The 14,774-nt window shown below is 42.3% G+C and carries 9 protein-coding genes; 5 read left to right on the top strand and 4 right to left on the bottom strand.

Going from position 1 to position 14,774, the window contains the following annotated elements:
- Positions 1–37: 37 nt before the first annotated feature.
- Complete coding sequence (gene ubiG, locus CXF80_RS03295; protein WP_101031202.1) at positions 38–760, bottom strand: bifunctional 2-polyprenyl-6-hydroxyphenol methylase/3-demethylubiquinol 3-O-methyltransferase UbiG; 723 nt, start codon at positions 758–760, stop codon at positions 38–40.
- 388 nt (positions 761–1,148) lie between these two features.
- Between ubiG and gyrA the strand changes: the two genes are divergently transcribed.
- Positions 1,149–3,878, top strand: coding sequence for a DNA gyrase subunit A (gene gyrA, locus CXF80_RS03300; RefSeq protein ID WP_101031204.1), 2,730 nt, complete (start codon positions 1,149–1,151; stop codon positions 3,876–3,878).
- Positions 3,879–4,057: 179 nt separating this feature from the next.
- Positions 4,058–5,155 (top strand): 3-phosphoserine/phosphohydroxythreonine transaminase, encoded by a 1,098-nt coding sequence (gene serC / locus CXF80_RS03305; RefSeq protein ID WP_101031206.1) that lies wholly within the window; start codon positions 4,058–4,060, stop codon positions 5,153–5,155.
- Between the two features lie 112 nt (positions 5,156–5,267).
- Here the strand turns inward: serC and CXF80_RS03310 are convergent, their stop codons facing one another.
- The 3 genes from CXF80_RS03310 to CXF80_RS03320 all read right to left on the bottom strand — a co-directional run bounded on the left by CXF80_RS03310 (position 5,268) and on the right by CXF80_RS03320 (position 10,002).
- Complete coding sequence (locus CXF80_RS03310) at positions 5,268–6,350, bottom strand: methyltransferase (RefSeq protein WP_101031208.1); 1,083 nt, start codon at positions 6,348–6,350, stop codon at positions 5,268–5,270.
- Between the two features lie 380 nt (positions 6,351–6,730).
- Complete coding sequence (locus CXF80_RS03315) at positions 6,731–8,092, bottom strand: aromatic amino acid transport family protein (protein WP_101031210.1); 1,362 nt, start codon at positions 8,090–8,092, stop codon at positions 6,731–6,733.
- A gap of 719 nt (positions 8,093–8,811) precedes the next feature.
- Positions 8,812–10,002, bottom strand: coding sequence for an amino acid aminotransferase (locus CXF80_RS03320; protein WP_101031212.1), 1,191 nt, complete (start codon positions 10,000–10,002; stop codon positions 8,812–8,814).
- 774 nt (positions 10,003–10,776) lie between these two features.
- On the opposite strand from CXF80_RS03320, the gene aroA reads away from it, so the two are divergent.
- The 3 genes from aroA to rpsA all read left to right on the top strand — a co-directional run bounded on the left by aroA (position 10,777) and on the right by rpsA (position 14,700).
- Positions 10,777–12,057 (top strand): 3-phosphoshikimate 1-carboxyvinyltransferase, encoded by a 1,281-nt coding sequence (aroA, locus tag CXF80_RS03325; RefSeq protein WP_101031214.1) that lies wholly within the window; start codon positions 10,777–10,779, stop codon positions 12,055–12,057.
- Positions 12,058–12,228: 171 nt separating this feature from the next.
- Positions 12,229–12,918 (top strand): (d)CMP kinase, encoded by a 690-nt coding sequence (cmk, locus tag CXF80_RS03330; protein ID WP_101031216.1) that lies wholly within the window; start codon positions 12,229–12,231, stop codon positions 12,916–12,918.
- A gap of 114 nt (positions 12,919–13,032) precedes the next feature.
- A complete protein-coding gene (rpsA, locus tag CXF80_RS03335) occupies positions 13,033–14,700 on the top strand; it encodes a 30S ribosomal protein S1 (protein ID WP_101031218.1) in 1,668 nt (555 codons plus the stop codon).
- Positions 14,701–14,774: the final 74 nt, after the last annotated feature.

The raw sequence follows: 14,774 nt of genomic DNA on the forward strand, positions 1-14,774 counted from the left end.
ACATACATTAAAACGTTGAAAAGAGTCACCAGGATGATTAATCAATTTTTTGGGTGGCTATCATATAATTAACATCAACACTGTTAGTGTACTTAAACACTCCTGACAACGGGTTGTACGTAATCCCTAATGCATCCTTGCACAATAAGTCGGTATTATCGACTAATGCCATTAGTTCAGATGGACGAATAAACTTACTGTGGTCGTGGGTGCCAACCGGGAGCATTTTCAATAAATATTCAGCACCGATAATGGTCTGCAGGTATGACATCATATTGCGGTTAATGGTGGAGATAAACACAAAGCCATTGGGTTTAACCATGTCACAACATGCTTGGATAACCGATTGTGGATCGGGTACATGTTCGAGCATTTCCATGCAAGTCACCACATCGTAATACTCGCGGTGGCTATCGCTGTGTGCTTCGGCAGTTGTTTTAAGATAATTAACTGACACGCCAGACTCTAATGCGTGCAGTTTTGCCACTTCAAGCGGCTCAGTACCCATATCAATACCATCAACGTGGGCACCTAGGCGCGCCATGCTTTCGGATAAAATGCCGCCACCACAACCGACATCTAAGACTTTCTTATCGAAAATGCCGTCAGCGGTTTGGTCAATGTAGTTTAAACGCAGTGGATTAAGTAAGTGTAATGGCTTGAACTCACCATTGAGATCCCACCATGTTTGCGCCATGGCTTCAAATTTTGCGATCTCTAGCGGATCTACATTGGGTGTCGATTGTTCAGCATGTGACATAACTTAACCTAAGTGTTTAATGAAAGTATGGTCGCTATTATAGCGATAACCTTGGTGAATAGTAGTCAACAATGGCTTTCTCCGGTCACGCTTGCTCATAAAACATCCATTTAAGTGCGGTGGATTATCATTTTGTGCGCTTAAGTGCTTAAAGCATCAGCAAGTGGCGTTTTATTCTTGCTAAAATTTAGCCATATATTAGCCAACGAATAAACTAAATTATCTGAAAATGTTAGCTTTTTTGTAATTATTAATAGTGATAGAGCATTTGGCAGGTCTTAGTTCTGGCGACATTAAATATCTGTGTTAGAATGCCAAATCACGTTTTTAAGCTAGATAATAATATCTAAGTTTTATTGTCAGCTCACTTTAGGGGAACGCGCAGTTTATGACTGATCTGGCATCATCTATTTCGCCAATTAACATCGAAGACGAACTTAAGAATTCTTACCTTGATTACGCAATGAGCGTAATTGTAGGTCGTGCATTACCTGACGTCCGTGACGGTTTAAAACCCGTTCACCGTCGGGTATTGTTCGCAATGAGCGAATTAAAAAACGATTGGAACAAACCATATAAAAAATCCGCTCGTGTCGTTGGTGACGTAATTGGTAAGTATCACCCCCATGGTGATACCGCTGTATACGATACAATTGTACGTATGGCGCAACCGTTCTCGCTACGCTACACATTAGTAGACGGACAAGGAAACTTTGGTTCGGTCGATGGTGACTCTGCTGCGGCGATGCGTTATACCGAAATTCGTATGCAAAAGTTGGCGCATTCATTATTAGCGGACCTTGAAAAAGAAACCGTTGATTTTGTGCCTAACTATGACGGCACAGAGATGATCCCTGCGGTATTACCAACACGCGTACCGAACCTATTAATCAATGGTTCATCTGGTATTGCAGTCGGTATGGCCACTAACATTCCACCTCACAACTTAACAGAAGTAGTGAAAGGCTGTTTGGCGTTAATCGACGATCCAAGCTTGTCGATTGAACAGTTAATGGAATACATTCCAGGTCCAGATTTTCCAACGGCAGCATCAATTAACGGTCGCAAAGGCATTATTGATGCTTACAACACCGGTCGTGGCCGCGCTATCATGCGCTCTAAAGCTGACATTGAAACGGAAGAGAATGGTCGTGAACGTATTATTGTTCATGAAATTCCATATCAAGTTAACAAAGCCCGTTTGATTGAAAAAATTGCCGAGCTTGTAAAAGATAAGAAATTAGAAGGTATCAGTGGCCTACGCGATGAGTCTGATAAAGACGGTATGCGTATTGTTATTGAAATCAAACGCGGTGAAGTGGGTGAGGTTGTACTAAACAACTTATATTCTCAAACACAAATGCAGTGTTCTTTTGGTATCAACATGGTGGCATTGACGAACGGTCAGCCTAAGCTGTTTAACCTTAAAGAAATGCTTGAGTGTTTTATTCTTCACCGTCGTGAAGTGGTTACGCGCCGTACCGTATTTGAACTGCGTAAAGCCCGCGACCGTGCTCATATTCTTGAAGCACTCGCCATTGCACTGGCTAACATCGATCCGATTATTGCGTTAATTAAAGCCTCTCCTACACCTGCTGAAGCCAAAGCTAAATTAGTGGCACAAGGTTGGGTGTTAGGTAATGTACAAGGCATGCTTGAAAAAGCGGGCGATGATGCTGCGCGTCCAGAATGGTTAGAACCACAGTATGGCATCCGTGATGGTCAGTACTATTTAACCGAGCATCAAGCACAAGCGATTCTTGAATTACGTCTGCACCGTTTAACCGGTCTAGAACATGACAAGATTCTAGCTGAATATGAAGAGCTTTTAGTTCTGATTGCGGGTTTGTTATTCATTCTTCGTACTCCATCGCGTTTGATGGAAGTGATTAAAGAAGAACTAGAAGAAATTCTTGAGCAATACGGTGATGAACGTCGCACGATTATCAACGCTAATGAAATTGATATGAGTCTTGAAGACTTAATCAATGAAGAAGACGTTGTCGTGACCTTATCTCACTTAGGTTATGCAAAATACCAAGTCTTGTCTGACTACCAAGCACAGCGTCGTGGTGGTAAAGGCAAAGCGGCAACTAAAGTAAAAGATGAAGACTTTGTTGAAAAGTTATTGGTGGCAAACACCCATGACACGATTCTCTGCTTCTCTGACTTTGGTAAAATGTATTGGTTAAAAGTGTATCAATTACCATTAGCGAGTCGTACTGCTCGTGGACGTCCTATTGTTAACTTATTACCACTTTCTGACGGTGAGCACATTACGGCAATTCTGCCGGTACGTGAATATGCTGATGATAAATTTATCATCATGGCAACAGCGCATGGCACGGTTAAGAAAACAGCATTAACAGCTTACAGCAACCCACGTTCAAACGGGATTATTGCTGTAAACCTAAAAGACGGTGATCAATTAATTGGCGTCGATATTACTGACGGCAGTAACGACATTATGTTGTTCTCTAATGTAGGTAAAGTGGTTCGCTTTAATGAGAAAGCGCGTGATTCTGAAACCGGTGAAGTGAAGATTGATGCTGAAACGGGCGAAGAAATCATTGCGCTACGCCCAATGGGCCGTACTGCAACCGGTGTTCGTGGTATTAAGCTTGATGCGGGCCAAAAAGTGGTATCGTTAATAGTGCCTAAAGTTGACGGTGCGATTTTAACCATAACTGAAAACGGTTACGGTAAACGTACCGAGTTGGATGAATACCCAGCGAAGAGTCGCGGCACTAAAGGTGTGGTATCGATTAAGGTAAGCGAGCGTAATGGTGAAGTAGTCGGTGCCGTTCAAGTTGGCACTTTTGACGAAATCATGTTGATCAGTAATAAAGGCACCTTAGTGCGAACGCCTGCTGAAGGCGTATCAATTATTGGTCGTAACACTCAAGGTGTGACTATCATCCGTACAGCTGAAGACGAGAAAGTTGTTGGTTTACAGCGTATTGAAGAGATTCAAACTGAAGAGTTGTTAGACGAAGAAGGCAATGTTATTCCAGTAAGCGATGTTATCGATGCTGAAGTGACCGATGCTGAATCAACTGATGATGTTGAATCAACTGATCCAGACGATGCCAAAACCGGAGCAAACGAACAAGAGTAATTTATTACCCTTGTTGTCAATTTCTCCTCGAACGGGCGCCTTAATGGCGCCCGTTTTATATTACGGAATAAATTTCATCAAAATAGGTAAATAAAGGCCTATTCATCACCCCGTAAAATCCTTATTATTACGGTTAACTTGTTATTGTCTATATTGATTATTTGTCAAAGGAGTTGTTTGTGAGCGCAATTTATAATTTCTGTGCTGGACCGGCCATGTTACCTCAAGCTGTGATGCAAAAAGCACAACAGGAATTAATTGATTGGAATGGCCTAGGCGTCTCCGTGATGGAAATCAGTCATCGCAGTAAAGAGTTTATTGCACTGACCGAGCAAGCAGAGGTCACACTACGCAAGTTGATGAACATCCCTAAAAACTATCATGTGTTATTTATGCATGGTGGTGGCCGCGGCCAATTTTCTAACGTAGTGAATAACTTCTTGGGTGATAACGGTCGGGCGCTTTATTTAGTCAGTGGTCAATGGTCGTCGTCAGCGGTGACAGAAGCGCAAAAACTGGTGGGTGAGCAACATATTGACAGCATCAATATTGTTGAACAGATCAATGGTCTTAACCAGGTAACATTACCCGACTTAAGCACAATCAAGAAAGACTATCGTTATGTGCATTATTGCTCAAACGAAACCGTTGATGGCATCGAAATTTTTGAAGAGTTAACGAGCCCTTGGCCCATCGTTGCTGATTTATCATCAACCATCATGTCCCATGAAATTGATGTCAGCAAATACGGACTCATTTATGCTGGCGCGCAAAAGAACATTGGCCCATCTGGCTTGTCGATTGTGATCGTGCGTGACGATATGCTTAAACTTCCAAGCCTACCGCAGTCATCAATAATGGATTATCGCGTGGCGGTTGAATATGGCTCAATGTTTAATACCCCACCAACGTTTGCTTGGTATTTAGCCTCTGAAGTGTTTGCCTGGTTAGCGGCTAATGGTGGTGTGAGTGCGATGGCTCAATTGAACCAACAAAAAGCGGCGTTACTGTATCATTGTATCGACAATAATCCGTTTTATAAAAACGGCGTCGCACTTAATAACCGCTCACGTATGAACGTGACCTTCCAATTAGTGAATGATGCGTTAAACAGTGAGTTTTTAGTTCAAGCAGAGCAGGTAGGATTAATGGCATTAAAAGGTCATCGTAACGTAGGCGGTATGCGTGCCAGTATTTATAACGCCATGCCGCTAGCCGGCGTGCAAGCCCTGGTTGACTTTATGAATAACTTTGCTGTAAAGCACCATCAAGCCTAACTAACCTTAACCTTGGTTCAGCAATAAAAAAGCGAATGCCGACCAGCATTCGCTTTTTTATGTGGAGAATAAATGACGTGTTGATTAGATGTATAGCAACTTCAGTTAAACACTATTGATAAGTAGGCTTGAGTTTGCAGCGCAGTAAAGTATGACCCAGGCCGATGTTGTCGATGTCTTGATCAACATACAGTCCAGCTTCAATGATCATGTTAAGCATATCTTTACTGTGGTACATCCGACTATTTCCATTGGCAATAGCAGTAAAATACAAAGACGTTGCGTTAACACAATAGGCACCAGCTTCATGGGGTTGCCTGTCCCAATATGTCTCTAAAATACAAAGTTCACTATCAGGTTTCATCGCTGCCACAGTGCGCTTAAGAATAATCCTTATTTGTTGTTTAGAAAAACAATCTAAAAATTGACTCATCCAATATAAATCACCCTCTTGGCAAAAAGGCTTTTCGCTATCGAGTAAATCTGTTTCAAAGGGATGAACGCGATCTGCAACCAACTGTGTTTGTGCATTTTTCATTGCCACAACAAGTTGCCCCGGTAAATCCATAATAGTGACGTGGACGTTTTTATTATAATGGGTGCAGGCAAATGCCCATTTACCGGTATTGCCACCCACATCAATAATATGCGCCGGCTGTGACTTGAATATTAATGGTAATAGGCTGTCAAAAGCATGATCTGAATAGTAATGATCAAACTCAAACCAGCTTTTTTTAGTTTGTTCTGGTAGTTGGCTTAAGCCCGGGTAAATAGTGTCCCAATCGCCAAAGTGTTTAAGCCCTATTGCTTTGCCTTGCTTAAGTGAATCTTCAAGATCAAACAAGCCTTGATAACAAACATCATGGATGAAGTTTAGATTTTTTGCGGCCATATCATCATGAAGTAAAAAATAGCCAGTTTTATCGAGGCGGTAACGATCATCTTTACACCAAAAAATGCCCATGCTTAATCCCATATCAAGCAAGACATGAATGGCATATTCAGACAACTCGGAATCTTGGGTAAGTTGAACTAGGCTAATGCCTTTTTCACCCACTTCATCCACTTTGGTGAGTAAATCAAATTGACTTAAGCAACGTGCGACTTGAAAGCTTACCGGTGCAAACGCTATTTTTTGTGCTTCAAACTTAGCATCAAAAGCGGACATTTTTTTGGGAGATTGATAAAAAGACATTGGTGGGGTTAACTCAACGAAGGCGGTGATATTAGTTCAATTCTATCAAAGTCATGTGAATAACGTTTTGAGCTACTTCTAATTTTTGTTTTGTGACAAGTTCACAACCGTAATAATGATTTATCGAGCCCCCTCAAGGTTAAAGGTTAACATTGACCGCTCCGGCAAACAGACTTCATCTATGCTGAACGTTTTTACTGGACAGGGTGTTTTTTTGCATTCACAACATCAAACATTACAGATCTTTTCTACTGCTGACTCGGTACTTTTATGGGTAAAACCTTCCCTTATGAAAAAAAGAGCGGTGGTTAGTTCGCTCCAATAAAAGGGAAGGTATGATGGACTTAGCCCACCTAGCTTATTTATCTCGTCATTCTCATTTAGCTCAGTAAGCCGAACACAATGGCGGTCATTGACAGTAACCCCGTAATGACGACGAAGATGTTGCTCACTCGTCCACGGTAGGCTTTCAGAGCCGGCACCTTATGTATTGCATACATTGGCATAATATACAAAATAGCAGCAATAACGGGGCCACCAAGCGCCTCGATCATGCCAAGTATACTTGGGTTGATAATCGCCACGGCCCAAGTAGTAATAAACATAAATCCTAAGATAAATTTATCCAATTTGTGACTGTTTTCTGGCTTGCCGCTATTGGGTAATTGCTTAGTAATAATGCCTTTTAAGCCTTCGGTAGCCCCCATATAGTGGCCGAAGAAAGATGAAATAATGGCGATGAAAGCAATCACAGGTGCAACATAGCTGATAAAACCACTTTCATGAACGTTGGCAAGATAAGACAGGATCGGTAGGTTATCGGCTTTTGCTTCTAACAATTGCACCGGTGTTAAGGACAATACACAGGAGAATACGAACAACATCACGAATCCCACTAGCATGATGGTCGTATTGCGTAGTATGACATCGGCCTTGTGGGAGGCATTGGCGCCGTGTTCTTTTTTGAGCGAAACCGAGAACTGGGAGATAGCAGGCGAGTGGTTAAAGGCAAACACAAGCACTGGAATAGTTAACCAGACGGTACCAAGAAAGTTAGTGGCCGAAGGCACAACCATAAGAGCATCAAACTTCCAGTCTGGTATTAAATACAATGACATGAAAGCGAGGATTGCGACTAGGGGATAGACCAATATCCGCGTTACAGAGAGCATAAATTTTTCACCTGCGACCATCACAGACATCATGCATAAGATCAGCATGCCCGAAAGTAGCCAACGCGGAATAGCACTTATTTTATCGATAATTTGCACACCAGCATCTGTTAATGCTGGCGCACCGTCCTGCAACATTCTTGGGACTTCGGTAAATATGCCTAATTGATTAATAATGAAACTGTCGACGGTATTAGTGATCCCAACGCCATAGATTAACACAATGGGATAAATGGCTAAAAAATACAGTAAGGTAATGGCTTTACCCGCCCCAATACCAAAATGTTCTTCTACTACCTGAGTGATGTCACTGTCAGCAATGGCGGATGAACATAGAAAACGGGATAGACCACGGTGAGCAAGATAGGTCATAGGGCCAATCATTAGCACCATTAAGACCAATGGCCAAAAGCCACCCATTCCCGCATTGATAGGTAAAAATAAAATTCCGGCACCGACGGCCGTGCCAAACAAGCTCAACATCCAGGTTGTATCCTGACGTGACCAGCCTGTATCTGAAACAACGACAGACTCGGGGATCTCTTGTGCACTTATGGCTTCATTTTGCATAGCTGATTCACCTTGACAACATGTTAAATTCTGCGTCAGGGTACATATTCCTATGGGATATTAGATATTTACACAGGCATAATATAATAATGTTTAAATATTGGGATCTATATCCCGATGAGGGAACATTAAATACGACAAGCAGCTTCAATTCATCTACAACCATCACCTACAGATTTAACCGTGCCGTCACCTAAGCACTGCATCCAAAAATATCCATAATGATTATTATCGGCATTTGGAAGTCATTCATCTCAACTCGGGATAATAAACGTTTATCAAAAAGCCCTTTATTTGGCGATTGAAGTTATCTTGATTTACTATAGGCCAGCGATTGACGCCGCTATGAATACGAGAATACGCCTTGTGAGCAACATAATTGGCAAGCTTGATATTGATGATTTGAAAAGCTATTGATACCTATCAGTTAATCCTATCTCTTATGCCAAGTTATGGTTAACTAATCGATGATGAGTTAACCATAACGAAATATTTGTAAACGCTGCCTACGCTGCCTACATTCGATAACATATACATTCGATAACATAAATTGCCTATGTTTGGATTTATTTGTCATCAGCTGAACGGGTTAACATCTAGGTCTGTAAGCGATCCTTGGCAAGTCTATTTGAGTAAACTGAGCAACAAAAAGGTCGCAATAAGCGACCTTTTTATTGATTTTTTCTACTTATACTAACGCTTATCAAAATGGGTTTTTGTTATAATACTGCCGCAATAGATTTAGCTAAATAATCAACATTGGTTTGGCTAATACCGGCAATACTGATCCGGCTTGAGCCGACCATGTACACACTGTATTGCTGTTTAAGTATGGCCACTTGTTCAGGGTTAACCCCTAAGAATGAAAACATGCCTTTTTGACGGGCGATAAAACTAAAGTCGCGGTCAACACCATTGGCGGCTAATTGTTCAACCAACATAGTACGGTTGCCGTTAATACGGTCGCGCATCACTTTGAGCTCAGCTAACCATTGCTGTTTAAGCGCTGGCGAGCCTAAGATGGTTTCAACAATCGCCGCGCCATGGGCTGGGGGCATTGAGTAAATACAGCGAATAACATATAACATTACCGACAGTGCCACGTTAGCCGTTGTACTGTCTTTAGCGACAATGGAACAGGCACCAATACGCTCACGGTACAAACCGAAGTTTTTTGAGCAAGAGCTGCATAAAATCATGCTTTCTACTGCCACAGCCATTTGGCGCACGCCGTAGGCATCTTCATCTACGCCGTCACCAAAGCCTTGGTAAGCCATGTCAATTAATGGCGTAAAACCTTGCTTAGCCGTAACCTTAACCACTTCATCCCATTGATCGGTGCTTAAATCCATGCCGCTTGGGTTATGACAGCATGCATGAAATAACACCACGTCATCTTTATCTATGGTGTTTAACGTCGCTAGCATTTGATCAAATTTAAGTGTTTTGTTGTCGTAGTCATAGTATGGGTAGGTTTTAACTGTAATGCCTGCGGCTTCAAATAAACCCGTGTGGTTTGCCCATGTTGGGTCGCTTACCCATAACACTGCATTAGGATTACAACGCTTAATAAAGTCAGCTGCCACGCGCAGGGCACCTGTTCCGCCTGGCGTCGACACAGTGCGAACGCGATCGGCCAGTAATACACTGTGGCTGGCACCGAAGGCTAATTCGCCCATGAGTTTATTAAATGGTGCTGAGCCTGTTGGACCTATGTACACTTTTGTTGTTTCGGTGTCTAAACGGATTTTTTCGGCAACTTTTACGCAATCTAAAATAGGTGTGTGGCCAACAGGGTCTTTATAAACACCCACACCTAAATCGACTTTATTGGGATGCTTGTCTGCGCGATATTGTGTCAATAGGCCTAAAATCGGATCGGCTGGCATCGCGGTTAATGAATTAAACATGGATTGACCTTCTTATTGTAAAGTTACACGCATTAAATCGAAACAAGATACAGGATCTTGGCTTTAGCATAACGTGAATTATACCAATAAAGAACTGCTAAATCAGCCTTATTAGGTCTAACATTGCTAACCCCTAATCAATCTGGGCAACTAAATCAGACCGTCATTAATGCTCTGAACTGTGCAGATTTGTCGAGAAAAACCTAACTAAAGTTAAAAAATTTCAACTTGAGCATAAAAGTCACCTAAAACATAAAATAACGGTTGAATCCTTGGCGACAATCAGTAACGTAAGCACTATGAAACATTATGTAGTCGATTACTGAGGTTGTTGAGCTGTCGAAGCACCTTTACTCCAATAGATGTTGCAGCGTTTGAGGCCATTTTCTATAAGGCGGAGCTATGACGTGTTGTTCTAGAGGTGTAACGCTAACGCAGAAAAAAGAAGCCACTGACACTGCCCAGGTTCGGCTAAATGGGTTTGCTTATTTGTAAGCGAGAAGTTTATAAGCGAGAAGTTTGTTGCAAGGTATTAGCGTAGAATGACTAAGCATCACACCTTACGCAGCATTCTTATATACGCGTTAACCCGTTTATCCCGAACGAATTGGACTGCCAAAGATTAAATTGATCCTACCAAACTGTATCGAAACATTGCCTTTTACATCAGCCTAAGTTCACGAGGTGATGTAAGGCTTATTTTATCCGGTGAAGCCTTTTACTCATCTGTCGGTCTGTAGACGTTCAATGAGTGCAACACAAAGAAGAGTATTAATGAAACAACTGCGTCTTGACCATATTACCCGCATGAATGGCGAAATTAACATTCCTGGCTCAAAAAGTATTTCAAATCGTGCCTTGCTATTAGCCACGTTGGCCAAAGGCACGACTACGCTAACGAACTTACTCGATTCTGATGATATCCGTTATATGTTGGCGTCGTTAAAACAACTTGGGGTAAATTATCGTCTATCGAATAACAATACCGTTTGTGAGCTCGAGGGTATGGGATCGCCACTGAATAGTGAACAAGCTCAAAGCCTGTTTCTTGGTAATGCAGGCACTGCCATGCGTCCGTTGTGTGCGGCATTAACCTTAGGTCATGGCGAATTTACCTTAACCGGTGAGCCTCGAATGGAAGAACGTCCTATTGGTGATTTAGTTGATGCGTTACGTCAACTTGGCGCCGATGTGACTTATCTTAAAAACGATGGTTTTCCGCCATTAACCATCAAGGCTAAAGGATTAAACGGCGGTGATGTTGAGATTGCGGGTAACTTATCAAGTCAATTCTTAACTGCGCTACTGATGGTGGCACCACTGACCAAAGACAGTGTGAACATTACCATTAAAGGTGAGCTTGTTTCTAAGCCTTATATTGATATTACTATTTCGTTGATGGCCAAGTTTGGTGTCAAGGTGATTAATCATGATTACGCCCGTTTTGAAATTCCATCAGGACAACAATACGTGTCGCCTGGCAAAGTCTTAGTTGAAGGCGATGCCTCATCCGCGTCTTACTTTTTAGCTGCTGGCGCGATCCAAGGTGGTGAAGTTAAAGTAACTGGCGTTGGCCGTTTAAGTATTCAGGGTGATGTTAAGTTTGCCGATGTATTAGCTGAAATGGGCGCAGATATAGAGTGGGGCGATGATTACATTATTGTCCGTCAATCGACCTTAACGGGTATCGACATGGACATGAACCACATTCCTGATGCGGCGATGACCATTGCAACCGCAGCCTTGTTTGCTAAAGGCGTTACCTCTATTCGCAACATTTATAACTGGCGAATTAAAGAAACTGATCGTTTAGCCGCCATGGCAACTGAGTTACGTAAAGTGGGTGCAACGGTTGATGAAGGTCATGATTATATTACCATTACGCCGCCAGCTGTATTAAATACCGCTGCGATTGATACCTATAACGATCATCGTATGGCGATGTGTTTTTCAATATTGGCCTTTGCCGATTGTGGTATCACCATTAACGATCCAGACTGCACATCAAAAACATTCCCGGATTATTTTGCGCAATTTGCACAACTGGCAAAATAACACCACTTCGACAGATTAAAACACGGCCTTTAACACCATTAAAGGTCGATCTTGGTTTTAATAACCGAAAATTCATCAGTAATTAACATTTATTTGTTATACAATTCGCGCGCTTATTTTGATGAACCCTCGTATGTTTTCAGGGAAGATAGATTATTTTCGGAGCAAATTATGTCAGAACGATCTCCAGTGATCACAGTTGATGGCCCTAGCGGCGCAGGAAAAGGGACAATATGTCAATTATTGGCACAGCATTTAGGATGGCATTTATTAGACAGTGGTGCGATTTATCGTGTTTTAGCCTTAGCCGCTATTCATCATGATGTTGAGCTAGAAAACGAAGAAGCACTGACCTTATTGGCTGCACACCTTGATGTCCAATTTTTAACGGGCAGCCAGACTGATGCCATTAAAGTTGTCCTCGAAGGCGAAGACGTTACCACGACCATTCGCTCACCAGAATGCTCAAATGCTGCCTCTAAAGTGGCGGCATTACCGCGTGTACGTGAGGCATTATTACGTCGCCAACGGGCTTTTTGTGCCGCCCCAGGTCTCGTCGCCGACGGACGCGACATGGGTACCGTGGTCTTTTCTAAAGCACCAGTAAAAATATTTTTAACTGCGTCTGCTGAAGAACGGGCGCAAAGACGCTATAATCAGTTGCAGGACAAAGGCTTCGATGTTAAAATCGACCGCCTTTTAGCTGAAATTATCGAGCGAGACGACCGTGATACCAATCGCGCCGCTGCGCCTTTAGTCCCAGCTAATGATGCACTTGTTATTGATACAAGCGGCATAGGCATAGAAGATGTATTGAAGCAGGTGCTTGAATACGTTAGACAAAAAATTACTGTCACGTAACCGAATCCTCGTTTATTGTGCAGTAGGTGTTTGTGTTAAGGATGACACGAATAATATTACTAGACTCCACATCTAGGATGGATGGTGGTTTTATATAATGAAGTAACCTAAAACATGACTGAATCTTTTGCTGATCTATTTGAACAATCCCTTGAAACTTTAGAGTTCCGTCCAGGTTCTATCGTTCGTGGCACAGTTGTTGCCATTGAAAACGGTATGGTACTTGTTGACGCCGGCCTTAAGTCTGAAAGTCCAATCAATGCTGACGAATTCAAAAACGCACAAGGCGTTTTAGAAATTCAAGTTGGTGATGAAGTTGACGTAGCCCTTGACTCTGTTGAAGATGGCTTTGGTGAGACTCAATTGTCTCGCGAAAAAGCTAAGCGTCATGAAGCTTGGATCGTTCTAGAAAAAGCGTACGAAGATGCTGAAACTGTAATCGGTATCATCAATGGTAAAGTTAAAGGTGGTTTCACTGTTGAATTAAACGGTATCCGTGCCTTCTTACCAGGTTCTCTAGTTGACGTGCGCCCAGTTCGCGACACCGCTCACTTAGAGTACAAAGAATTAGAATTCAAAGTTATCAAGCTTGATCAGAAGCGCAACAACGTTGTTGTTTCTCGTCGTGCAGTTATCGAATCTGAAAGCAGTGCAGAACGTGATACTCTTCTTGAGAATCTACAAGAAGGTCAAGCTGTTAAAGGTATCGTTAAAAACCTTACTGACTACGGTGCATTCGTAGACTTGGGTGGTGTTGACGGTCTTTTACATATCACAGATATGGCTTGGAAACGTGTTAAGCACCCATCTGAAATCGTTAATGTTGGTGACGAAATCAACGTTAAAGTACTTAAATATGACCGTGAGCGTACTCGCGTATCATTAGGTCTTAAGCAACTTGGCGAAGATCCATGGTTAGAAATCAGCAAACGCTACCCAGAAAGCACACGTCTTACTGGTCGCGTAACTAACTTAACTGACTACGGTTGCTTCGTAGAAATCGAAGAAGGCGTTGAAGGTTTAGTTCACGTTTCTGAAATGGATTGGACTAACAAGAACATTCACCCATCTAAAGTTGTTAACTTAGGTGATGAAGTTGAAGTGTTAGTTTTAGACATTGACGAAGAGCGTCGTCGTATTTCTCTAGGCCTGAAACAGTGTAAAGTTAACCCATGGGATGACTTCGCAACTCGTTACAACAAAGGCGACAAAGTATCTGGTAAGATCAAGTCAATCACTGACTTCGGTATCTTTATCGGTCTTGACGGTGGAATCGATGGTCTTGTTCACTTATCTGATATTTCTTGGAACGGTACTGGCGAAGATGCAGTATCTGAATACAAGAAAGGCGACGAAATCCATGCAGTGGTTCTTTCAGTAGACCCAGAGCGTGAGCGCATCAGCTTAGGTGTTAAGCAAACTGAAGATGATCCATTCAACGCATACTTAGCTGACAAGAAGAAAGGCACCGTAGTTCACGGTACTGTTTCTGCTGTTGACGCAAAAGGTGTTACAGTTGAATTGGCTGAAACAGTTGAAGGTTATATCCGTGTAGCTGACATCTCTTCAGAACGCATCGAAGATGCATCTACTGTATACTCAGTAGGTAATGCAATCGAAGCTAAGTTCATGGGTGTAGATCGTAAGAACCGTTCTATCAGCTTATCTATCAAAGCGAAAGATGAAGCTGAACAGAAAGAAGCGATTGCTACTTTGAACAAGCAAGATGAAGTTGTAATGAGCAGCGCAATGGCTGAAGCTTTCAAAGCGGCTCGTAAGTAATCGAAAATCGTCTGTTGTATGGGGAATTCTTCCCCATTAGGCGACTGTGTTTGGCTTGATAATATGGGATAGCT

This window comes from Shewanella sp. Actino-trap-3 (assembly GCF_002836275.1).
GTDB lineage: Bacteria > Pseudomonadota > Gammaproteobacteria > Enterobacterales > Shewanellaceae > Shewanella > Shewanella psychromarinicola.

Excerpts from the sequence above, each read along its gene's own strand:
- ubiG (WP_101031202.1), bottom strand. The coding sequence starts at position 760 with ATGTCACATGCTGAACAATCGACACCCAATGTAGATCCGCTAGAGATC.
- CXF80_RS03310 (WP_101031208.1), bottom strand. The coding sequence starts at position 6,350 with ATGTCTTTTTATCAATCTCCCAAAAAAATGTCCGCTTTTGATGCTAAG.
- rpsA (WP_101031218.1), top strand. The coding sequence starts at position 13,033 with ATGACTGAATCTTTTGCTGATCTATTTGAACAATCCCTTGAAACTTTA.
- gyrA (WP_101031204.1), top strand. The coding sequence starts at position 1,149 with ATGACTGATCTGGCATCATCTATTTCGCCAATTAACATCGAAGACGAA.
- CXF80_RS03315 (WP_101031210.1), bottom strand. The coding sequence starts at position 8,092 with ATGCAAAATGAAGCCATAAGTGCACAAGAGATCCCCGAGTCTGTCGTT.
- aroA (WP_101031214.1), top strand. The coding sequence starts at position 10,777 with ATGAAACAACTGCGTCTTGACCATATTACCCGCATGAATGGCGAAATT.
- CXF80_RS03320 (WP_101031212.1), bottom strand. The coding sequence starts at position 10,002 with ATGTTTAATTCATTAACCGCGATGCCAGCCGATCCGATTTTAGGCCTA.
- cmk (WP_101031216.1), top strand. The coding sequence starts at position 12,229 with ATGTCAGAACGATCTCCAGTGATCACAGTTGATGGCCCTAGCGGCGCA.